Source organism: Desertivirga xinjiangensis (assembly GCF_024436435.1).
Taxonomy (GTDB): Bacteria; Bacteroidota; Bacteroidia; order Sphingobacteriales; family Sphingobacteriaceae; genus Desertivirga; species Desertivirga xinjiangensis.
Genome location: NZ_JAFMZP010000012.1, coordinates 117,358 through 140,837 on the forward strand (window position 1 = coordinate 117,358; position 23,480 = coordinate 140,837).

The 23,480-nt window shown below is 41.5% G+C and carries 17 protein-coding genes; 8 read left to right on the plus strand and 9 right to left on the minus strand.

The annotated features are described in order from the left end of the window. Positions 1-17: 17 nt before the first annotated feature. From J3P37_RS21305 to J3P37_RS21315, 3 genes are all read left to right on the plus strand, one after another. Positions 18-350: a hypothetical protein gene (locus J3P37_RS21305; protein WP_256013707.1), complete on the plus strand. Its 333-nt coding sequence runs from the start codon at positions 18-20 to the stop codon at positions 348-350. A 212-nt stretch (positions 351-562) separates the two neighbouring features. After that, the gene (locus J3P37_RS21310; protein WP_256013710.1) at positions 563-910 is read left to right on the plus strand and encodes a nuclear transport factor 2 family protein; all 348 of its coding nucleotides are present in this window, start codon (positions 563-565) and stop codon (positions 908-910) included. Positions 911-962: 52 nt separating this feature from the next. After that, complete coding sequence (locus J3P37_RS21315; RefSeq protein ID WP_256013713.1) at positions 963-1,565, plus strand: Crp/Fnr family transcriptional regulator; 603 nt, start codon at positions 963-965, stop codon at positions 1,563-1,565. A gap of 217 nt (positions 1,566-1,782) precedes the next feature. Here the strand turns inward: J3P37_RS21315 and J3P37_RS21320 are convergent, their stop codons facing one another. From J3P37_RS21320 to J3P37_RS21335, 5 genes are all read right to left on the minus strand, one after another. Next, entirely contained in the window at positions 1,783-2,907 is a 1,125-nt protein-coding gene (locus tag J3P37_RS21320; protein WP_256013716.1) for an NtaA/DmoA family FMN-dependent monooxygenase, read from the minus strand. Positions 2,908-2,969: 62 nt separating this feature from the next. Further along, positions 2,970-4,322, minus strand: coding sequence for an NtaA/DmoA family FMN-dependent monooxygenase (locus J3P37_RS21325; protein WP_256013719.1), 1,353 nt, complete (start codon positions 4,320-4,322; stop codon positions 2,970-2,972). Positions 4,323-4,442: 120 nt separating this feature from the next. Then, the gene (locus J3P37_RS21330; RefSeq protein ID WP_256013722.1) at positions 4,443-5,453 is read right to left on the minus strand and encodes a zinc-dependent alcohol dehydrogenase family protein; all 1,011 of its coding nucleotides are present in this window, start codon (positions 5,451-5,453) and stop codon (positions 4,443-4,445) included. Positions 5,454-5,463: 10 nt separating this feature from the next. Beyond that, positions 5,464-5,703, minus strand: coding sequence for a nitroreductase family protein (locus tag J3P37_RS23180; RefSeq protein WP_369414105.1), 240 nt, complete (start codon positions 5,701-5,703; stop codon positions 5,464-5,466). After that, positions 5,646-6,176 carry a nitroreductase family protein gene (locus tag J3P37_RS21335; protein WP_256013725.1) on the minus strand — a complete coding sequence of 177 codons (531 nt, stop codon included), beginning with the start codon at positions 6,174-6,176 and terminating at the stop codon, positions 5,646-5,648. The genes J3P37_RS23180 and J3P37_RS21335 overlap by 58 nt, the downstream gene beginning before the upstream one ends. A 370-nt stretch (positions 6,177-6,546) precedes the next feature. On the opposite strand from J3P37_RS21335, the gene J3P37_RS21340 reads away from it, so the two are divergent. Further along, positions 6,547-6,828 carry a winged helix-turn-helix transcriptional regulator gene (locus tag J3P37_RS21340; protein WP_256013728.1) on the plus strand — a complete coding sequence of 94 codons (282 nt, stop codon included), beginning with the start codon at positions 6,547-6,549 and terminating at the stop codon, positions 6,826-6,828. A 206-nt stretch (positions 6,829-7,034) separates the two neighbouring features. Here J3P37_RS21340 and J3P37_RS21345 read toward each other — a convergent pair whose 3' ends face one another. Genes J3P37_RS21345 through J3P37_RS21355 form a run of 3 tightly spaced genes read right to left on the minus strand, consistent with a single transcriptional unit; the run spans position 7,035 to position 9,575 of the window. Then, positions 7,035-7,736: a LytR/AlgR family response regulator transcription factor gene (locus tag J3P37_RS21345; RefSeq protein WP_256013731.1), complete on the minus strand. Its 702-nt coding sequence runs from the start codon at positions 7,734-7,736 to the stop codon at positions 7,035-7,037. Further along, positions 7,733-8,872 (minus strand): AhpC/TSA family protein, encoded by a 1,140-nt coding sequence (locus J3P37_RS21350; RefSeq protein ID WP_256013734.1) that lies wholly within the window; start codon positions 8,870-8,872, stop codon positions 7,733-7,735. The genes J3P37_RS21345 and J3P37_RS21350 overlap by 4 nt, the downstream gene beginning before the upstream one ends. 19 nt (positions 8,873-8,891) lie before the next feature. Next, a complete protein-coding gene (locus tag J3P37_RS21355; RefSeq protein ID WP_256013737.1) occupies positions 8,892-9,575 on the minus strand; it encodes a sensor histidine kinase in 684 nt (227 codons plus the stop codon). A gap of 882 nt (positions 9,576-10,457) precedes the next feature. On the opposite strand from J3P37_RS21355, the gene J3P37_RS21360 reads away from it, so the two are divergent. Next, positions 10,458-10,991, plus strand: a complete 534-nt coding sequence (locus tag J3P37_RS21360; protein WP_256013740.1) for a Crp/Fnr family transcriptional regulator — start codon at positions 10,458-10,460, stop codon at positions 10,989-10,991. A gap of 393 nt (positions 10,992-11,384) precedes the next feature. Here the strand turns inward: J3P37_RS21360 and J3P37_RS21365 are convergent, their stop codons facing one another. Continuing rightward, positions 11,385-12,521 carry a helix-turn-helix domain-containing protein gene (locus J3P37_RS21365; RefSeq protein WP_256013743.1) on the minus strand — a complete coding sequence of 379 codons (1,137 nt, stop codon included), beginning with the start codon at positions 12,519-12,521 and terminating at the stop codon, positions 11,385-11,387. A 107-nt stretch (positions 12,522-12,628) separates the two neighbouring features. Between J3P37_RS21365 and J3P37_RS21370 the strand changes: the two genes are divergently transcribed. From J3P37_RS21370 to J3P37_RS21380, 3 genes are read left to right on the plus strand one after another with little or no spacing between them, the layout of a single operon-like run. Further along, positions 12,629-13,519, plus strand: a complete 891-nt coding sequence (locus J3P37_RS21370; RefSeq protein WP_256013746.1) for a tail fiber protein — start codon at positions 12,629-12,631, stop codon at positions 13,517-13,519. Positions 13,520-13,567: 48 nt separating this feature from the next. Further along, positions 13,568-22,177 carry a LamG-like jellyroll fold domain-containing protein gene (locus J3P37_RS21375; RefSeq protein WP_256013749.1) on the plus strand — a complete coding sequence of 2,870 codons (8,610 nt, stop codon included), beginning with the start codon at positions 13,568-13,570 and terminating at the stop codon, positions 22,175-22,177. A 27-nt stretch (positions 22,178-22,204) separates the two neighbouring features. Continuing rightward, a complete protein-coding gene (locus tag J3P37_RS21380) occupies positions 22,205-23,119 on the plus strand; it encodes an SGBP N-terminal domain-containing protein (RefSeq protein ID WP_256013752.1) in 915 nt (304 codons plus the stop codon). Positions 23,120-23,480: the final 361 nt, after the last annotated feature.

Genomic DNA, 23,480 nt, shown 5'->3' on the forward strand with positions numbered 1-23,480 from the left:
ATTGCCATGGATATGAAGTGAGGAACGAAAAAACCGGAATTCTGGGGAACGGTGAACATATTTTTGATTTCACAAGGCTCACTTCCAATTGGACAAAGGACCTTACTCTGTTTACTAACGGCGCTTCAATTCTGACCGCCGAGCAAACAAGGCAGCTTGAAAAACACCAAATCAAAATAGTAGAAAAAGAAATGGAACGGCTAGTGCACAGCGGGGGACATCTCCAAAAAATTGTTTTCCATGATGGCTTTGAATCATCACTAAAAGCGCTGCATACGCCTTCTCCTTTTGAACAACATTGCTCCATTCACGAAGCATTGGGATGTGATCCTTCCAGGAAACTAACGTAACTGGTGTCTTTGCCTTTGGCGATAACACAACCAGAATCCGTGCTGTAGCAAATGCTGTTGCGCAAGCACAGCTGGAATGGCGGCGAGCAAAAAAATGATTTTGGAAGTGTTTTAAAAATTACTATTTCGTATCACCTCTGCCACATTTCTTAACCTAGTTTAAGAAGATTCTTTGATGCAAAAGCTTCCTTTGCTTTATAAAATTATCAAATATGTTACTGAATAGAATTAATCACATCAACGAGCTGGTTTTACAAGGTAAAGCCATGGAAGCATTTGAATTATATTACGATGATAATGTTTCGATGCAGGAAAATGAATCAGAGCCTACAGTAGGGAAAGATGCAAATCGTCAGAGAGAAATTGATTTTTTTGGAAGCATCACAGAATTCCGGAGCGCAGAAGTCTTAAATGTAAGCGCTGGCGAGGATGTTACTATGGTCGAATGGCATTATGATTATACCCATAGAGATTGGGGAGTTAAAAACTACCGGCAGGTTTCCGTCCAAAAATGGAGAGACGGAAAAATTGTGGCGGAGAAGTTTTATTATCCTAACTGATTTTTTTAAGTTTGAGTAGCATGTAGGGGTTACATGCTACTTTTTTAGACTGATGTTTACCCTTCTCGTCAAACATATAACTAATGTAGTTTCTTTAAGCAACGAAGAAATTATATTACTTACCTCTCACTTTAAACACAAAACACTTAAGAAGAAGCAATACCTACTCGAACAGGGTGAAGTTGCCAGGTACGAATATTTTATAATAAAAGGATGTCTCAAAACTTTCAACGTCAACCAGGCAGGGGAAGAAAGCATTTTGTCTTTTTCCACCGAAAATTGGTGGGTAGGTGATTTGTATAGCTTCTGGACCGGCAATCCCTCTTCTTATAGTATCAGTGCACTGGAAGATTGCGAGCTATTGTACATCGACAATGACGTGCTTGAAACGCTTTATCTTTTAATCCCGAAACTAGAGCGCTATTTCAGGATATTATTGAAGAATGCATACGTTGCATCCCAGCGCCGGATAATACTGACTATTAATCAGACCGCTGAAGAAAGATACATCGATTTCATTAAACGCTATCCCGATCTGGAACAACGCATACCTCAATACATGGTTGCTTCTTATCTTGGAATTACTCCTGAGTTCTTAAGCAAGATCAGACGTAAGATCGCTCACAAACCCGTTGCTGTTGCGGCGGCTGAATAAATTGCTTTCATTTTTATCAATTTTTTAATATTCTCTTTAATTTTCCCCTATCTGGTGGCAGCGGTTGCATCCAAGCCTGCCGCTATTATTTCTAATTCAACCATTGCCCCGGTGTCGGTTACTTTTATTGGATGCCCCGCATCGGATAATTTTTCTGCAAAAATGCTCCTATAGCACCGGTCCCAACGATCCCTATTTTCATTATTTTTCTATTGTATTATATTTTACTAAAAGCAGGGTGGGGCAACTCCAGATTGCCTCGAAGTGTATCAGATTCATACTCGGTCCGAAATATGCCGCGTTCCTGCAAAATCGGTACGACTAAATCTATAAAATCCCGCAAGCCGTGGGGATGGTCCTGCCGGAGTATCAGCATATCCATTGCGCCTTTTTCGTACCATTGCTGTACCTGGTCGGCCACTTTTTCGGCGGAGCCAAAAAACAGGGGGCGTGGGAGGCTGTAATAGGGAATCAGATGTAGAAGTTCCAGGTATTTTTCCTGTGCTTCCTGTTCTGTTCTGCCTACGATGGGGTTTTGGGATATTGATATAATAAAATCCTGCGGTCTTCTGCCTTTCAGGACTAACTGCCGCCTTAATTCCTGGGAAATAGCTAAGGTTTCCTCCAGGGTATTGCCATGGGTAAATACGCCGTCGGTATAACTGGTGGCGTGGTCGATAAACTTTTGCGACATACCAGCTGTATACAGCACGGGCCGCCCCTGAACGGAACGGCTCAGGTTTAATGGCCCTTCTACCTGGAAATATTTTCCCCGGTAATTCACCTTGTGCATTTTTCGTGGAGCCAGGAATATGCCATTTTCTTTATCCCGGATAAAGGCATCGTCTTCATAGGTGTCCCAAAGTCCGAGAACTATTTCCATAAATTCCTTATTCATGGGGTATTGGTCTGCCTTGCCTAAATGTCCGCGGCTGAAATTCACCATCCCTCCCGGATTGGAAGTAATGGCGTTTAAAGACGCACGACCTTTGCTTATTTTATCCAGCGAAAGAATTTGCCGGGCAGCACTGTATGGGTCGGCATAAGAAGTGGAAATGGTAACCGAAAGTCCTATGTTTTTGGTGTGCATACTAAGGGCCGACATAATGGAAACTCCTTCAAACATACTCAGGTAGTGCGGAATGTTTCCCGGGCCAACGTGGCTCACGTCAACTAAAAAGAGCGTATCAAACTTGGCTGCTTCGGCCAGTTTTGCCTGTTGAATATAAAAATCGATATTCTCACTGGCATCCGCCGGCATTTCAGGATGTTGCCAGCCTACATGATTCCATCCCAGCCCATCAATGTTAGCTGCAAGCTTTAACTTTTTTCTTTTCTCCATACCATGTAATGTTGATGGCTCATGCTACCTATTTAAAAATATGTCCTATGGGTATTAGTAATTTAAATTGCGTGAGCGCTTTTCGTTTCAAACTCAGCAAAACCATTTCGGTAGGGTAAGCCTAAATGCTCCCGAAGCGTGGAACCTGTATACTCCGAACGCAGTAAACCTCTTTTTTGTAAAATAGGCACTACCTGTTCTACGAAATCAGCCAATGAACTCAATCCGGAGTCCCCGATGATGTTAAACCCTTTTCCTACGCCGGCTTCAAACCACTGCTGCAATTTATCCGCGATACTCTCGGGCGTACCCAGGAATACGGGATGGTAATTGATAGGGCCGTGTGCCAAAACCTCCCGGATAGTAAAACCCTTCATAGCCAAATCGTAGGCATATTGAGAGCGGTGATCTGTACGGTTAGGACGGGCGAGTTTTAATAAGTGGTCTGGGATGGGGGCATCAATATCAAGTCCGGCTATCGGAATACTTAGCATGTGGCTTAAATACTGCTGCCGCCTGACTGGTTCTCCTAGTTCATCTAGAGCAATTCGTCTTTCCAGCGCTTCTTTTTCAGAGGAAGCAATGGAAACTCCGATTCCATTGAATATTGTAAATTGATCAGGATTGCGGCCCGAGTGTTTGATACTTGCCGATAGCTGCTGCCAAAATGCGGCCGCATATTCCAGGGTAGGCGGGTTACCGTACATAGCATCGGCCTTGGTGGCCGCAAAATTATAACCATACTCTCCGCCACCGGCGGTAAATATAACGGGCATGCCCTGCGGTGATGGTGGCAGGTTAATTGGTCCTCGGGATGAGACATACTCTCCCTGGAAGTTTATGGGTTGGATCAGCTTATCATCCGCGAAAACCCCGGAAGCTACATCTAATTTTAAAGCCCCTTCGGGCCAGCTGCCCCATAGGCGGAGTACAGCTTCCCATACTTCCCGGGCCCGGCCATGTTTTTCCCCGTGTTCCGGCGTGCCGGCAAAGTAGTTAAGCAAAGCCCTTGGATTACCGGTTGTCACAACGTTCCAGCCCATTCTTCCTTTGCTCACCAAATCAAGCGTCCGCATGGTACGGGCAATACTATAAGGTTCCTTGATGGAAGTGGACATGGTGCTGATAAGCCCCACCCGCTCAGTCGCCTTGGCCATTAGGGCCATCAAGACAATTGGATCTAAGCTACTTCCCTGCGGGGTTTTGGCGATATCGTCGCTTATTGCCGGAACATCTACTAAAAAGAACCCATCTAACTTTCCTTTTTCCGCGAGCTGTGCCCCGTTAATAAAGACATCCTCGTTTATAAAGGCGGCTTTATCTTCTCCCGGCCAGCGCCAACCGCCCGGCTCCAGCCCTTGCCCAGCAGACAATTGCGCAATGATGTGCATTTGTCCCTTATTATTTTTATTCATAACCTTAACTTTTTCTATTTTAAGAACCAGACCGATGCCTTGACTCTCGTTTATGTTTTTACAAAAATTTTAATTGCGTTTTATGAGATTCGCGCTTTGGCTACCTTGTAATCAACTTGCTCAGTTTGCTACCTCGATCACTACCTTACCAATATGGTTTCCACTTTCGATGCGTTGATACGCAGCCTGGTATTCCGCAAAAGGAAACACCTGGTCAATGACGGGTTTTACTTTGTGCATGGCCATTGCAGTAAGTAGGGCGTCGAAATTCGTTCTAGGACCAATGCCCGTGCCATGGACACTTAAGGCGCGGGAAAGTATGTCAATCGGAGGTATCCCGCCACCAAAGCCGCTAACGAAACCTACGATGGTTATATCACCGCCTTTTCGGGTTGAAGCTGCCGATTTTACAATCGTTTTGTCCCCGGCAATATCGACCACTTTATCTACGCCTTTACCGCCGGTAAGGGAAAGTATCTCATGTTCCCAATCTGGATACCTGCGGTAATTAACGACCGCTTCTGCTCCTAATTCCTTTAGTTTTTCCGATTTTTCATCTGTAGAGGTAATCGCCAGGACGCGGGCGCCGAACATGCGCGCTACTTGGAGGGAAAACAGGGCAACTCCACCTGTGCCTTGGACCAATACTGTTTGACCCGGTTGCAGCGGCGACCCCAGGTTAAGGGCAGTCCAGGCTGTAACGGCGGCGCAAAGCAGCGATGCCGCCTCGATATAAGACATATAGGCAGGTATCTGAACGATTCCATTTTCATGCACAAGGATATATTCAGCTAACCAGCCATCTGTGGCCATACCCAAGCTGTCGGCCTGATATTCCGGAAGATTACCTCCTCCAATCCAGTGAGGGTGACAATTGGCGCTAACACGGTCACCAACTTTTGCCCGTGTAACGCCCTCTCCAATAGCAAAAACTTCCCCAGCACCATCTGATAATGGCACCCCGGTCTTCTGAAATGGGCCGCCATACTCACCATCCAATATCGCCTGGTCCCGGTAGTTCAGGGAAGCAGCATGTACCTTGATCAGTACATCATAACGGCCCGGCATAGGGATGGGCTCTTCATTCAAAGCCAAGCTTCGGCCTTCATTCGTAAATCTGATAGCTTTCATTTTTAAAGGTTTACTGGTGAAATGTTACACTACTGGCAATCGAATCCCGGCCCATCCTAATAGAATTGCCAGGTGCATCGGGATCAGCGTATCCGAAAGAAATCCCCATTAGCAGCTTAAACTCGTCCGAAATATTCAGTACTTGCCTTGTCGTCTCTGCGAAAAAGCCTAAACCAGTTTGTGGAATTCCGGCTAACCCGTGATCCGTAAGGGATAGAAGAAAAGTTTGTGCAACATACCTATGTCGGATGCTACCCGGACATGATCGCCGAAGGAAGGCATAAAGAGAAAAGCCGCTTGTGGCGCATTATAAAATTTCCAATTCAGCGCTTCGACTGCTTTGCGACTTTGCTTATCACCCCGCGCTACCCCCATCCCTTCATCATATGCCTTCCCTTGCGCCTTCTGACGATCGGAGTAAGTACCATAGAAATGATTATTATCAAATGTAAAGTCCGGGGTGAAATTACCGGCTTCAAGTTCCTGCAATAAAGCTGCTGAGAGTTCTTTTAATTTCTCTCCGGAAACAACGTGTGTACTCCAAGGCTGCGTATTGCAGTTAGAGGGAGCCTGCTGCGCATCCTCCAGAACCGAAGTAATTATTTCCGCAGGAACAGAGGTAGGTAAGAATCCCCGGCAGGATTTCCGCAGTCGGATAAGCTTATTAAATGGCACGCTTTCCTTTCTGTTTTCATCTATTTTATCAAACTTTGTCAAATCCATAAGCCATCTCAAATTTCTTGCAAAGCTAGCTTATTTGCACTTTCCAATGTATAGTGCTTTCCCAAAGGAAAGCACAAAATGACATTGGAAATAGATAGTGATAAATTCTAGTGCAACAAATCGAAATGCCATCATTCGAAGTTCCTTTGTCCTTCGTTAATTCATTCACTGATTCTGCGAATGATCTTGTATGTCTCAGTGGCGTAAGTGCATCAAGTCGGCGACTTTTTTCTATAAGGCAGTTGCTAAACCTGTTGAGAAAGGTCTAGCTCGTAACGCCAATGTCCTTTAACAATCATTATATTGAAATACTACTCAATTTGCTGTATTTTGTATAGTAATTTACTGGAAGAAAGTAAATTTTGAAATAATGGCGGTTAAAAAAGAACATAATGAATGCCTTGATACCATTAAGCCTGTTCGTGATGCCCTTGATGTCATCAACGGAAAATGGAAATTGGCTGTCATTATTTCAATTGGGGTAGGGAACGACCGTTTTACAGATATTCAGGAAAGTATCCCAGGTATTACACCTAAAGTATTAGCTAAAGAGCTGAAAGAATTGGAACAGCATCAACTAATCAAAAGGATCATTACCGAAAGCTATCCCATCAAGATCTCCTACAATTGGAGAGTTATGCAGATACCTTAGCGCCCGTTATCTATTCTTTAAAGGATTGGGGATTGAACCATAAAAAGAAAATTACAGATAGGTAATCCTAACTTGATGGCGAAGAGAAACGGGTGCGATACCTGCAGAATTTCGCGCTTATATACGGGAGATGTGCACTGAAATAGATGTTTTAGAACTTCAAAGTTAGGTTCAAAAAGTCATGACTTTTTGAACCTAACAATTTATCACGGAGCCGGCTTCATTAGCTTCTTGTATAATTCATCCCTGCCTACCTTTGATAAGGGGATCTTAACCCCCTGAATAAACACCTCGTTTTTCTCCAACTTATTGACATGAGCTAACGAGACAATATAAGACTTATGAACACGCGTAAAGGTAGATGCAGGTAATTGTTCATGTATTTTGGAAAGCGTAATACGTGACAAAGTTCTCCTGTTACTTTCAATTATGCTCACGTAGTTGTCTTCAGCTTTTATGTATAGTATGTCATCGCAGTCAATCCGAATCCAATTATGACCATCCTTAATAAATAAAGAGGGTCTTTGTTTAGGATTGTTAACTGTATCTTTCGATTTCACCTTTTCCTGCGTTCGGGTACAAGCATCGAGAAATCTCGGAAAACAAATAGGCTTTAAAAGATAGTCGGTTGCTGCTAACTCAAATCCTTTTAAAGCATACTCTGAATAAGCAGTGGTAAAAACAATTTGACAAGAATCTTTTAGTTTAGTGGCAAGTTCAATACCTGACATATCGGGCATGGAAATATCAATAAACGCAAGATCTATGGTGTTGTGTCTGATGTAGGTTAATGCTTCTGAAGGACGGATAAAGCATGCTTTAAGTTGCACAAAGGGAACTTTCTCTGCATAGACTTTTATTACTTCTAACGCAGGAGGTTCATCATCTATCGCAATCGCCTTTATCATTTTAATTCTTTCAAAAGTAATTCTCTCAATTGTTTCGGTTCAAGTCCCTTTGCAATAATCTTCCCAGCCGCGGAGATCAAGTAGGTTTGGGGAATCGCTCTTATTCCATACAGCTTTGCAACTTCATTTTCCCAGTGTTTCAGATCAGAGACATGGTTCCACGTTAGATTGTCTTTTTCTATGGCCTCGGTCCAACGGCTCCTGCCATCCTTCTCATCCAGAGACACTCCTAAAATAGTAAAGTTTTTGTCTTTGAAGTCTTGATAAATGCTTACAAGTTTTGGGTTCTGCTCTCTGCAAGGTCCGCACCAGGAAGCCCAAAAGTCAATTAAAACGTACTTTCCTTTAAAGTCTGACAGCTTAATCGGCTTTCCGGAAACATTATTTTGTGTAAAGTCCGGAGCGTAGGCTCCAGGGAGAAGTTCTTCCTTGACCTTCCAATACCTTTTCATATTTGCAGCCAGGGCTGTATTGCGAACCTCTACTGACAAAGATTTAAAAAGAGGTTCAATAATGGAAAGCTTCGGGGAGGGGCCTGCATACTCTTCCATTGCAAATAGGGATACATAACTTTGCGGGTTCTTTAAAATGAAGTCCTTATGCAATCGGTTTTTTTCCCCATTCAAACTATCCGAAATGACTTTCCATTTCCATTTTTCTGTTTCCGATTTCGATTCCTTTTGACGCCTGGCGACTTTCATTATATTCTCCTTTAAATCAGTGAAGATCTCCTCATATTTTATGTAGTCTTTGTTGATTGAGGACGAGATTATCTCAGCTTTGTTTAAAGAAACAGGCACATTAAGCTCAAGGTAACCTGCATGAAGAAAAAGTTTAAAAGTTTTCACCTGAACAGGGCTTTTTCTGAGAATTTCTCCGAGACCTGCACTTGTCGAATCAGCAACTAAAGTCGCCCGTCTTGGCTGATCTATTGTTCCATGAAACAAGTACGCTCCCTGAGACAGCTCTGCCGAATCCATAATTTTTTTCCCCTCCATTTGGTATAACAGGTACAACTTCGGATTTCGGGCTTTCGAAGCGTGCACTTTAAGAGTAAATGCGCCAGAACCCATTTCTTGCGCCACGGCTAATAGAGGGAACGATAATATAATAGCTATCAGTAATTTCTTTCTCATAGTATCTATAGTTTATGATTTAATTCAGTATCATATCCAGTTCGACTTCGAACCTTTGATGGCTGATATGGTGTTGTAAGCGGTGAGTGTTTGGATATAGCAGCTTTAAGCGTTGCTGGCTATTCCAACTACCAGTTTTAGTGCCTTCTACATTGGAGGTCGAATTAACGATATAATTAGAGACTATCATTTTCAAGTTCTTCTCTTTCAGCTCAATGTTTATTTCCAATGGCATGGGGTTTTCGATGCTTATACCATACTTGAAGGCATTTTCAATGAGCGGAATTATCAGGAGTGGTGGAATCTTTAATTGATTGTGACCGACGTTAATACTAATTATGATTTTGTCTTGTATGGATTTCGGCATCCGATCCAAAAACAGTTTCAGATAATTTTCTATAAATCGAATCTCGCTATCCAGATCGACAAACGTCTCTCTTGCTTCCTGCACTGTATGCCTCATCATTTCCGATAAAGTGGATATTCCTTCAGCAGTTGACTCCGCCTTTTCTAGTAATGCTGAGCTGAACAGGTAATTGAGACTGTTGAAAAGAAAGTGAGGATTGATCTGAGCCTGAAGTGCGTCGATCTCATTTTGAAATTGTTGCTTTTGAATAATTGTCTGGAGTTTTTTTTGTCTGAAATAGGCTCTTATAAGTGAAAATGCAAACACGTAAGCTCCACCTAATAAAACAGGTTGCAATAGAATCAAATAACTAAATGAATCGTACTTTCTTGGAAATAGAATAATTGAAAACAAAGCTGCTGTAAGAGAAGGTAGGAGACAAATGAGAAGATAGTAAATCAGGGAAACCCTATTATAAACAAATTTGTAAGTTATTTCCGTCAGAAATAGAAAAAGGCCAATAATGGATAAATCTCGCAGGTGAAATCTTGAGTACTCCAGAAAAGAAACAGAGGAGCCATCAGGTTTAAATATATAGGGACCGGTGGTTAGCGTTTTATAAGCATAAGGCACTACTGTAAAAAGAATAATTAGCAGCCAAGCCGTTATAAAATGTATACACCAATTGCGCAGAAGTTTCATAGAATGTCGTTTGATTGATATTCAAAGGAATTGATCTAGTATGATATTTTCTAAAGTATGTGGTGAAATAAAACTTTTCTGTGGTGAAATTGGCGATAATAGTTTATGATCCAGCGTTAAAGTGATTGAAAAGAGACTTGATTATAACGAAATGGCGACAATTAGTAAATCTAATTTGTGAAAGGCTAAGATGTTATACTGGACCGACTTGTTGGCCTTAAGTTTTACCGCTTCATTCTAAGGTCCAGAAAGTCATAGCTTTCTGGACCCTTACAAATGCTCATACAATATCAACTTAAGTGGTGAAAGCTAGGGTTCAAAAAGTAGGCCAGGAAGCATTGCAAATTTAATTTTTGACACCAACTTCTTGAACCTTATTAAAAGTTGGATTTCCGGCCTCTTAATTTATCTATTTCCTTTTCAAGTTCCCTTCAAAATCTGCTCTCTGACGGTAAATACAACTCGTATTTACTTGCAACCTCGGGTAAGAAAACTTGACAACTGCATTATTCTTCTCTGCACGCAGGAGAATTCCGATTGTTCTATTCTCATGAGCAGCAATACCTACTCGAACAGGGTGAAGTTGCCAGGTACGAATATTTTATAATAAAAGGATGTCTCAAAACTTTCAACGTCAACCAGGCAGGGGAAGAAAGCATACTGTCTTTTTCCACCGAAAATTGGTGGGTAGGTGATTTGTATAGCTTCTGGACCGGCAATCCCTCTTCTTATAGTATCAGTGCACTGGAAGATTGCGAGCTATTGTACATCGACAATGACGTTCTTGAAACGCTATATCAGTTAATCCCGAAACTGGAGCGCTATTTCAGGATATTATTGAAGAATGCCTACGTTGCATCCCAACGCCGGATAATACTGACCATTAATCAGACCGCTGAAGAAAGATACATCGATTTCATTAAACGCTATCCCGATCTGGAACAACGAATACCTCAATACATGGTTGCTTCTTATCTTGGAATTACTCCTGAGTTCTTAAGCAAGATCAGACGTAAGATCGCTCACAAACCTTGCCAGTTACCTCGGATTGATGACCCTCTCAAATGTTAGCTTGTGCTCAGTGGAGCCTCCCGCAGATTTGAAAACTGCTGAGCTGTTCGGCGAAAACATCGCCATGACTGTTCACCGCATAAGCAAAATATAGAAGACTCTAAATAATAAAGGCAATTTCTTTCCGAACAGTTACCCTCCCATCTATGATGTAGTCAAATAAGTGTAGCGGACGAAACTGAATAATCGTCTTACTATCTAAAAAATAGATTAATGAAACGTATCGCCAAGACTCTGTTATTTCTATCCCTAACCATTTTAATTAGCTGTAAAAAAGATAACAAGAAGCCTAATTCAATGAACCCGAATGAAACAGGTAAAGTAATGATTTCGGGACTAGAATACCCGACAGAAAAAATCGGCAATTTGGATATGGACAAGTGCTTTTACTTACTATTCAGCTAACAATTCCCGGTAATCCTTTTCAGTAGTGGTCCTGCTTGCAAAATTGCTGACAGATACTCCTACAAACTTTTTGAAATTCTTTGAGAAGGTAAATCGGGAATTAAATAAACATTTCTTTCCAAGGGAATCCACCGTATACTTTTCAAGATACCCCTCATTTATCAGTGACAGTGCATAGTCTACTTTAACCAGATTACTAAAATCGTTGATGGAATAAAGACAATAGTATTTAAATATAAAGTCGAGGTGCCGTTTGGGTATTTTTAATTCTTTGGCTAATGTTTCAGCATTTAAGGTAGTTTTAGAGATAAAGGGAATGGATTTCTGAAGGAGTTTGATTTCTATAATAATAGAATCGACCCTGCTGGATATTGTATTATACACTATCGCGTCACTCTCGTCTATTGCTTTTGAAGGTTTACGGCTCCAGACCTGAAAATTCTGCAGATCATTTAACTGAATGTCCTTTAACAATGAGTATTCCCCGAATATTATTACCGGGTTTTTGAACATAAAGAAGAGAATTAAAAACCAGAATAAAGATGTATACCTGTAAAAGGCATTTAAATGAGCAGATATGCCAACAAGCAGAAAGCAGTTAGAATAAATTACCAGCAGAACGGTTAAAATAAGCATCGATAGCACCCAGCTCTTTTTTGCCTGATAACTTATTTTATCAAGCATAGACAATCTCTTTTTATAGATAAATTTCTTTACCGTAATAACTATAAGCACTAAATAAAGCAGGGAGTAAGCTAGATATACCAGGCCGTTAATTCTATAATCCACTATCAATAAATTGATCAGGAAGAACACGGTTGGAAAGATAAAATGCAGTACCTCTTTTTCCAGTCTACCTATATCATAGATGAGTCTGCTGAAAAACAAGTAATAAACCGGGACGATGTAAAAGGCAAGCAGAGGTTTTATTCCTAATGGATTGTAGGTAGCAGTGGTGAAGCCTAAAGCTTTAACAGCGTACAGAAAACGCTGCAGCCCAACTACCACTAAAATAGCGATCAGATAGCCGTTAGTTTTGTGATTTGGTTGAGAATTGAAGAGCATCAGAACAACTACGAAGAGGCACAAAAAACCAGCGAACAGCGATGTTATGTCTAAAAACATGTGTCAAATATGCCAAATATGTAACGAATATAAAAAATTAAGCAGGGCCTGTTCTTACTTTTCAAATCATTTATGCCTCTTTGCATTCGACGTAAAAATAATCAGAGATGAGAAAAATCTACTCAGTTTTATTAGTGGTTTTAGTACTTCTTTCATCCAAAAATGTAAGTGCTCAAACCAATGTAACATCTTCCGGAATGTCCATTCAGGGCATTGCCCGGGACGAGAACAACGCTGCTTTGGCTAACATTGATCAGCTGGCCCTCGTATTTACAGTTTACTATTTAGGAGCGGGCAATAGCGAACACGTTATTCTAACCAAATCAGCAAATGTTAAAACTGATAACTTTGGTGTATTCTCGTACGTGTTGGATATAGATCAGTCGCAATATAGCCAGATCAGTTCGCAGCCGGCTTATTTGAAGGTGGTTCAGGGAAGCGTGGTTTTCTCTAATGAGAAACTTCAGGCCGTGCCGTATGCCATTTTCGCGCAAAACGGAGTACCTACTGGGTCCATCATGCCTTTTATCGGGACAGTTGCGCCAAAAGGCTGGTTGCTTTGCGACGGCAGCTCTTTTCCGGACAATGCCAGCCATGCAAATTTAAAAGCATTACTGGGTGGCACTAACACTCCTAATCTTCAGGGCATGTTTTTACGTGGAACTGGTACTGCGGCCAGTGGTAAATCAGGTCCGGCATTAAAAGCAGTACAGCAGGACGATATCAAATCGCATTTGCATGCTGTTGATATTAATACAAACACTGCCGGGGCACACAATCATACTGGTGCGAATGGTTTTAACAGGGTTTTAAAAGAAGACGGGGCATCAACGGCTAATAGCACTGATCATTCAAGCCATGAGCCCAACCTATATTTGTCCTCACCAATTGCAACTGATGGAGCACATACTCATAGTGTAAAAGGGAATACAGGAGCCACCGGAACTACAGAAACCCGCCCCATCAACTACGGAGTGAATTATATTATAAAAATTTAAGCTCCTGAGCTTTTAGTGCTTTTTCTTAAATCCTAATCATATTTCCTCATGAAGAAATATATACTTGTACTATGTGTAATGGTATTGAGCTGTAGCACCTTATTTGCCCAGGAACAAAAAGGTGTGGCTACGGTAATTGGCGCAGCCGCTTCTGAAAAGGATAACCTTGGACTCACCTTAACTCAAAAGGTGAATGGAGAAAATAAAACTTTTACCATACAAAAAGTAAATGTGCTGGTAGGGTTGCCTTATTTGGGGGTTATTGATGCGCCGCATACTAATAATCCTACGCAAAACTACCGGCAGGACTTAGGTTTCCCCTGGGGGATCCGTTACCGCTACAATACTTTTGCTGAAGACGCTTTTACGGTTTCTAAGGGCTATTTCAGCGACAGGATTGAGCTTAACTGGGATATTAAACAGAACCGCGATAAAATTATCAGTATATCTGTATACCGGACAGAAGATATAGACAGCGAGAATCCTAATTGGGGCAATGCATTAAAAACACTACCGGCAGATGCAGGAACCTTTACGGACTATAATGTGGAGGGCGGCAAATTATATCGCTATAAAGTGGCTGCAAAGGGGGTGGAGGTAGATGGGTTGGATATTTTATATACCACTTACATTACAGGGATCGGCTACAGGAATCCCACAGGAGTGGTCACCGGTAATATCAGCTTTACCGGGGGCAACCCGGTAAAAGATGTACTGGTGGTAGCCAATCCGACTGGCAGCTCCTTAAAGTTTGGCAGCTCCTTAAAAGTTCCCGGCGGAGGGTATATTGCTGTGTCCCATTTGCACAAAAGTTTAAAAGACTCCCTGACCTTGCAAGTCTGGGTGAAACCTGAAAGTGTTTTCAATAATGATTTTCTGAACTTATATAAATTGGAAAGTGATGCCAACGCAACCTTAGATTTCAAGGTGAAAATGGGTCAATCAGTTGGAAAATCGACACTCACCGTATCCGTAGGATCTCATACCATCACTTTAAGTGATTATATCCCAAGTGGCGAAATTGACAATAAAGGTGATGACATATTTATACCTCTTGCGAATATTAACACCTCATTCACTCATTTCAGTACCGTGATCCGGGATAACAAATCTCCTGAAATTTACATCAATGGCCGCTTGATCTCAGAAGATTACGTGACTAAAATGAATCGTATCCTGGAGCAGAGCGGAACGCCTGCAGCCGCAACTTTTACGAGCACAAATACAATTATCCATCTAAACAATACCCCTGACGGGCATCCGCAAACCTGGACGCAGTTTAAGATAGGTGGTGGAAAAACATCTTATTTAGATGAATTCAGGGTTTGGGAATCGGCCCTGAATCCTTCTCAGATTCAGCGCGACTATCGTCGTTATTTAAAGGGAAATGAGGCTTTCTTGCACACTTGTATAAGCGCCAATGAGAAGATAGGCGATTATGCGTATGACCTGGCCCATACCGGATTTAATTTTCATGGAAATAATGCTAAACTGAGCAACTCCTCATTGACAGCTGCACAAACGCCCACATTCGACAATAGCGGCAGCAATATACCCACCACGAGCCAGTTGGGTGTTTTAGGGGTGACCGATGAATTTGGTAACTATGTAATATCAGCAGTGCCTTACAGTGGCAATGGCGATTCTTTTACTATTGTACCTTCACTGGGGAAACATGAGTTCAGTCCAAAACAACAGTTAGCCTTTTTAGGGGTAGGTTCTACCGTAGTTAATAAGATAGATTTTATTGATAAATCTTCTTTTGTGTTTAAAGGGATTGCAGTTTATGATAGCAGGGGAGTTTTTCCGCAGACATCTGATGCCGCAATAACCGGCGATATCAAGGATAACGAGGCTTATAATGCCTATATCAAAGACAATATAAAATACCAAAAAGGAGAATATTGGGCAGAGAAGGACGCCAATGGGGACATTAGCAAGCTACACAGGTATGCACCGATACCTGTACCAGGCGCTTACGTAAGTATTGATAATGTACAGGCTATGGATGCTAACAATATGCCGGTACAAACAGATATCAACGGAAGGTTCACCATACAAGTGCCCATAGGCAAACATGCTATTACGTTAACTAAAAGCGGGCATACTTTTGAGTTTGATGGCCGCTACCCTGCCAATGAAACTTCTGTAACCAACGGAACCGCTTATACAACGAATATTTATGAAGACTTTTTTGAAGACCGCGATGAACCTGTAACTTTTATTGATAATACAAAGGTAATTGTGGTGGGCCGTGTGGTAGGTGGGACGGTACAAGCAGAAAAGAAACTTGGCTTTGGGTATGATGGAAAGAAAACCTATTCTTACAAAGATTCGGAAGGCGTAAGCAGAACAACCACCTATACTTCTGAAAACAATATAGGCAGAGCGCAATTAACCCTGGGCTATCTTCCGGCAGGAGCCACCAGTGTTACTCCTGAGTATAAAACCACTTTTTTAACCAATGCAGAAACAGGAGAATACCGGGTTGCTTTGCTGCCCTTAAATTACATCCTGTCCAAGAACGACCTGGAATTTACAAGTGGTAAGAATCCGGATAATAAACCCCTTTTAGACGCAGACCGGACCATAAATTTTACTGCTATCAAAGGCTTACAGTATCCAACCTTTATTCAGGGAAAAGACACCATTACCGGACAGCCATATCAGGAGGTGTTAAAGTTTGCGCACATTGCCAACCCGGTGCAAAAAGTACTGAGCCAGACATCAGACAAAACAATCGTTTCGGATGGAATTACTTACACCATTTCACCACAGCAAAGTACTCCCGTGTATACCCAGTTTGCTGATTATACCATAGAGGTGCAAGGTCAGGAATTGTATTATAATTACGATAATAGTTTAACTTCCCCTGAGGTGAACATTGTGCCTGTAGAAGGAGGAACTTTAATTGCCACCAATAACTTAGCTCTGGAGAATAGTGAAAAGATAGCGGTATCGCCTAAGGATCCCAGCATACTGATATACACATTTAAAGGAGGAACACCCAATACCGATGCGGCTGCAGGGTTTAAAAGAACGCTAGATCTGAAATACAGATCCAATGGGGTTGATTATCCTCTGACTGGCTATAAAAAAGATGGTATTTTGATGGGAGGAGTGGCAGATGGTTCACAAACCTTTGTTACTGCCGGTCCGGAATTACCGGATATCATATTAAGAGATCCGCCGGGATCAGGCAGTTCCGCCAGGATAGAGAAAGGCTCTTCTTTCAGTTTTTCTAAAGAAACTTCTTCCGGTTCAAGTAATGGTATTGATATGAACACTACTGTTTCCCTTGGTTTTAAAACAAGTATAGGTGGCGGACTGGCCGGTCCGGTTATGGAAACGGAAAATACCAATGATGTTAAAACGGGAGTGACCACGTCTGTATCCTCTACCAACGGTCAAAGTGTAACTACAACATATAGTTTTAACCAAACGATCTCTACCAGTGATGAGCCCGACTGGACAGGGGGGGACGCCGATCTGTATATCGGTACTTCAGCTAATCAATATTATGGTACTTATGATGAATTGGTTGCTTCAAAAACAGCAAACGCGGCACCTATTGCGGTAACCTATATCGACGGAACGGTCACCAGATCGTCCACTTTATATCCAAAAGTTAATAAGGCCATGTACTTTAATGAGTCGCCGGAAAAAACGGTATTCATTTATACACAACATTATATTTTAAACGATCTTATACCGGGTTACCTCGATATTATCGCCAAAATTGAAGACGGTACCCTGACTGAGAACACTAATGGTGTACTTACCAAAAGTGATTATAAGGCTTCTGTTAATCTCTGGAGACAGATCATCTTAAAAAATGAATTAACAAAATACCAGGCGCTTAAAGACAAAGACCAGCTAAAAGCTTCTTTAAATGCAATCATAGAAAGTTTAAGAGACCCGGTAACCAAAACCTTATCTGAATCTGCGAAGCAATTAAAGAACCTGCTAAATGCTACCTTCTATGAAAATATCTCTTTTGATTCAGGAATAGGTGAAATTACCAAAGGATTTGAGATAGGTCGCTTAAGCGGTACTTCTTATTCGTATGAATTACAATTGGATGAATCCTTTGTTGCTACCATCGGAGCTAAATTCAATGAAACCGGATTCAGCATGGAGACCAGCACAACTAATGGATCTACCACAGGGAATTCCAGTCAGGATGATAGTGAGGAAACCACTAATATAAGTTATACACTTAGAGACAATGATCCCAATAACCTGATCAGTGTTGATGTAATTAATGTTTTTGATGGAAACGGTCCTGTCTTTATTACCAAAGGCGGGCAAACATCCTGCCCTTACGAAGGTGCAGAACTTTCTCACTTCTACAATCCGGCGCATCCTAATGTCACCAATTCTTCGGCTACTATAGTCGATCTGCCGGAGTCGGCACGCGAACCTCTGACCGTTGCGACAATAGCCTTAGAAAAACCAGAAATAATGGTTGAAGATGCAGATGTTGCAGGTGTGTTTGATGGTAGAAATGCAGAATTTGTCCTCTACTTACGCAATACAAGTACTGCGAATAAAGATGCTTCTTTTAGGCTCCTGGTGGATCAGACAACTAACCCTGACAATGCAGAGATTAATATCGAGCCTAATGGAACGATCATAAATATCCCGGCGGGAAAAACGGTAGTATACACCATGACGCTTAAGAAGGTGAAGCAGGACCAGTTTGAGTATAAAAATATAAGGGTTTCTCTGGAATCGCTTTGCGATGGAAATGTAACCGATACTGTCCGGGTATCTGCAACGTTTGTACCGGCATGTTCTCCGGTAGCTATTTTGGCCCCCTCAAACAACTGGTTGATGAACAGGAATACTGCAATTACCAGCACGGGAACCAAGCCTTTAGATATTAAGCTGGGCGACTTTAATACCAGTTTTGCGAGCTTCCAAAAAATTAATCTGGAATACCGTTTAAAGGGTACACCAGACTGGATCAGTTTAAAAACCTATTATAAGAACCAGCAGGATTTTGATGTTGCACGGATCAGCGGAGATACGAACATTGAATTGATAAGCGGTACTGAGTTAAACTACTCCTGGGATATTGCCGGTCTGGGTTTAGCCAACGGGCATTACGAATTAAGGGCCCGCACCAGCTGCAATAACCAAACCGCCTTTGAGTCTAAAATTGTAGAAGGTGAGGTAGATCTGACCGCTCCAGTTTTGTTCGGGACACCTACGCCCAAAAATGGAACCTTGAATTTAGGGGATGATCTAACCTTGAGGTTTAATGAGCCTGTTAAGACCAATGGTACGGTAACTAAATTTGAATTCCTTGTTCAAAAAAATCAAAGCCCTGTGAAGCATGAGGTATCGCTGGCTTTCAATGGATCGAACAACACGGCAACCATTAATAAACCAGCTATTAATACCGGAGATTTTAGTATCGAATTTTGGTTGAAGAACTCCAGTCCGGCCGGAACTTCTACTTTATTAAGTCAGGACAACGGGATTAAAATTGAATTGATCGATAGTGATCTAAAGTATACCATTGGCGGCCAGAGCATTCGTGCCACCATTTTCAAGAACGGCACATTCAATCACTATACGCTCTCTTATGATGCCACTGCCAATAAAGTGAGCATCATAGAGAATGATAAGGAGAAACAGGTACTTACATTTGCCGCAAGATTAAATTTCACTAATGAGAACCCGGTTGTTATTGGTGGCAATACCTTTAAAGGAAATCTGCATGCCCTGAGATTCTGGAAAAGAAATATAACCAGGGAAGCATCTGTTGCTGGAATGAATACCTTATTGAATGGTAATGAGACAGATCTTTTAGGTTACTGGCCAATGAATGAAGGCAGCGGACTAATTGCTAACGACCTGGCTCGGTTTAAACATCTTGTTATTACCCATACCGACTGGGATATTACGCCAAAAGGCACGGCTTATGCTTTCGATGGAACCAATTATTTAACGCTTTCGGAAGCCTCAAAAGTTATTATTTCCAAAGAGATGGATGCTACACTATCTTTTTGGATGAAAACCGCTCAGACTGGTGTTTCGACATTATTTTCCAATGGCTACGGTGATGATACAGACAATGTGGAAAGTAACGGATATAGAAATAAATGGGCGATAAGCCTAAATGCTGACGGTCGACTTGAGTTAAAAGCAGAAGCCAAAACACTTTCGTTTGGAAATGTAAAGGTGAATAATAATAGCTGGCACCATATAGCTATGAGCTTAACAAGAAATGGTACCCTAAGAATGTTTATAGATGGAAACCTGCTGGAATCTTATTCAAGCGCAGAGATAGGCGGGTTTTCTTCCGGTAGCATTTTTGTTGGCAGCAGAGGCAGAATCAATTCCTCTATTGCAGATCAGCATTATGTTGGTTTACTAGATGAACTATGCCTTTGGGAAACGGCTCGTAATGCGGAACAAATAAGCGCTGATCGATATCATGAGCTGGATGTTAAAAGTACCGGGTTAATATTATATGCCTCGTTTAATAAACCAGAAGTGGCAAACAGTAATGGCCCCGCTTACTATTATCCGCTTAATGCAACAGAAAAGGTGAGCAGTTATGCCATGCTAAATGGTAAACCGCTTGCTTTTACAGAGGAAACACCAGCCATTAAACCCTTCCGTCCTTCAGAATCAATCGTAGTTAACGCAGTTATTAATACCGATGAAATAGTATTAAATCCTCAAATTACAGACTGGGCAAGTGTGGAAGGAAAAGTGGCTTACATTACTGTTTCCAACCTGAACGACATGGCCGATAACAGGCAGCAATCACCAGTTACCTGGAGTGCGCTTATCAACCGAAATCCAGTTAAATGGTTTGTGGAAGGACATAATGAGGTGGTTAGCTTAATGAAAAGAGCAAATGAAGGCCTCTCTTTTGATATCACCATTATTAACAGGGGAGGTACAGTACAACCCTATACTATGGAGCTGCCCGCCTGGTTAACAGTATCAGCAAGTTCGGGTAGTATTGCGCCAAATACAAAGACTACATTAAAAGCAACGGTTGATAGTGACCTGGCAATAGGGAGCTATAATACTGTGTTATCCATTTCAACAGCCTATGGCTATAATGAAAAGATTCGCCTGGATCTAAGAGTACTGGAAAAAGAGCCAACTTTAACCTTGGATGCGAGCAAGTTTAGCCAATCTATGAATATCATTGGAAAAGTAAAATTAGGGGATGTTTTTACGGATGATCTTTATGATAAAGTAGTGGCTACCGTTGGAGGAGAAGTCCGTGGGATAACAAATGTGGTTTACGACCCGGCCTTTAAAGAGTATTTTGTTTACCTGACGGTGTATAGTAACGAAGTTAGTGGCGAGGATCTTTCATTTTATATATGGGATGCTTCTGACGGCAAATTAAAAGAGGCGCTTTTAAATGAAAAATTCACGCTTCCTTTTGTGCCTGATCAGATCTCAGGGACCTATACAAGTCCTTCAATTTTCACCAATACAGAAGTAACCGGTCAGCAGATCACATTTAACCAGGGCTGGACATGGACCTCTTTCAATGTTACCGATGCGAGATTTTCCAGTTTGAATGCGCTTACACAAACGCTCAGCTTAGCTACCTCAGATTTAATAAAGTCTAATGCACCGGCATTGTTTGATACTTATCAGCATAATGCCCTTAATCCTGCGGAAAGCGGGTGGTTTGGGACGATATCAGCTAACGGAGGGATCTCGAACGATAGAATGTATAAGATCAAACTGGAAACCGCACAGAAATTAAATATAAAAGGGGGTCCGGTAGATTTGAATACATGGTCAGTTGACTTAACTACCAATTGGAACTGGTTGCCCTATGTTGTGTCAAAGAATATCCCGATAGGCGATGCTTTGGCAAATCTCACAGCGAGCGAAGGTGATGTCATTAAATCACAATCAGCATTTGCAATTTACAGTACAGTAGCCGGATGGAAAGGATCTTTAACTTACCTACGGGCTGGCGAAGGATATATGTTGCATACCGCTCTTGCTCAGAAATTTTCCTATCCCGAATATTTGAATCGACTAAATGCTAAAACCACTTCATCGGTCAGTATAAAACAAAATAATATAGTAGTTAGCAGTAAAAACGAAGATTTTACACCTGTTTCAAACGACTATGCAAAGTTTGCCAATACCATGAGTGCTGTTGTACAGCTACCGGAAGGATTTAAAGATCTCTCATTTTACAATAAGTCCGGGGAGTTAAGGGGGAATATTCGGACTCAGAATATCGATGGGAAAGCTTTGGCATTTATAACGATTTATGGCGATCAACCGGAAAAGCTGACCGCTTATGTGGGTTTTGGTAGCAACATCCGGGCTACCGCAAAATCCATCGACTTTTCCGCAGATGCTGTCTTGGGCAGCATTGCCCATCCGGTAATTATTGATTTGTCAAGAGAAAAAGTAAGTGTTTATCCAAATCCTTTTTCTCGCGATTTCGAGGTGTCCTTTGACAGCGGGCAAGGAGGAGAGGCTACCGTTCAGATCAGTAATATGTCCGGTCAGATAGTTTTTGAGAGCACTTCCAAAATAACTATTGGAGCAAATGTACTAAGAGTACATCCGGATGTGCCCGCCGGAGTTTATATCCTTCGCATAAAGATGGCTGATAAAATGATCTATCAAAAAATAATAAAGAACTAAAGTTATATTCTTGCGAAACAGTATTTCATGAAAAAAATTGTAGTCTTTTTTGTCCTGTTCATTTCGGTTGGCCTGGCCCTGGCACAGGCGCCCAATTGGGATGTAAAAGAGAATGAGTATCAATATACCATGACCATTGTTGCCAGGCTGAATGTAAATGGCAAAGCTTTGGTTAAGTCAGGTGATAAGGTGGCTGCTTTTGTCGGGAATGTTTGCCGCGGAGTGAGTGGCGTTACCTATGTAGCAAGCGAAAAAAAGTATTATGCTTTCCTTACGGTGTTTTCAAACCAGCAGAACGAATCCATCAGTTTTAAATTATATGATAGCTCGGCCGATAAAGTTACAACAGTAAGCAAACCACTTGTATTTGTAGTGAATGAACATAAGGGAAATCTTTTTCAGTCGTATAGCATAGCAGAACCGGCTCTTAACCATTTATCTGAAATACTCTCTTTCAGTTTTAAAGATATCAACAGTTTGTCATCAACAGTTAGCAACGGATTGGTGAAAGTGAATATATCAGAAAGCTACCCGTTGACAAACCTGAAACCGGTATTTACGTTAAGTGCTGGCGCAAGTCTGTTTAAAAACAAGGTGCTTCAAAAGTCCGGTGATGTTACTGATAATTTCTCTTCTGAAATAACCTATCAGGTATTGTCTGAGGATGAATCCAGTTTAAAAACCTATAAGGTCAGCGTAGGTGCATCTGTAGACCTCACCTTGTTCTATAAAAAAGATGCTGTATGCTACGCCGGGGGAGCTATAAAAGTTGTTTCTAAACGGGAAGGAGCTCTGGTTCAGGTTACCAGCAACGGAAAAACAGTGGCAACCCGGCAAATAATAAATGGCGAGGCATTATTCCCGGATTTAAACGCAGGTTCCTATATAGCTACATTGGGAAACGAGTGGAAGATCATTAATATCCGTGTAAAAGAAAAGTAATCATAGTAATTATATAAAGTTTATGAAAAGTATGAACAGCTTAAAAATTGTTTTAAGTGCGCTGGCGTTGGTTTTATTGTTAGGATGTAAAAAAGAAAATTCTTGTAAAGACGTGGTTCAGGGTGATTTTGAGTTAGTGGAATAGAGGCTGGGTTATAACTCGTCTGAATGAGTCTCGCCGAAAAACAGACTTGCACTTTTTACTTACGTTGTTCTTGTAGTAGAATTAATTGTAAACCGAAGGGGGATGGTTAATAATGCCTGGAAGTGTCGGATCAGTCCGGAAAGTTGTGGAGGGTGATAAAAAAGGATTAGTTTTGCGAGCAAAAAAACTTGGAGAAAGAACTCTTATCGCTATTGC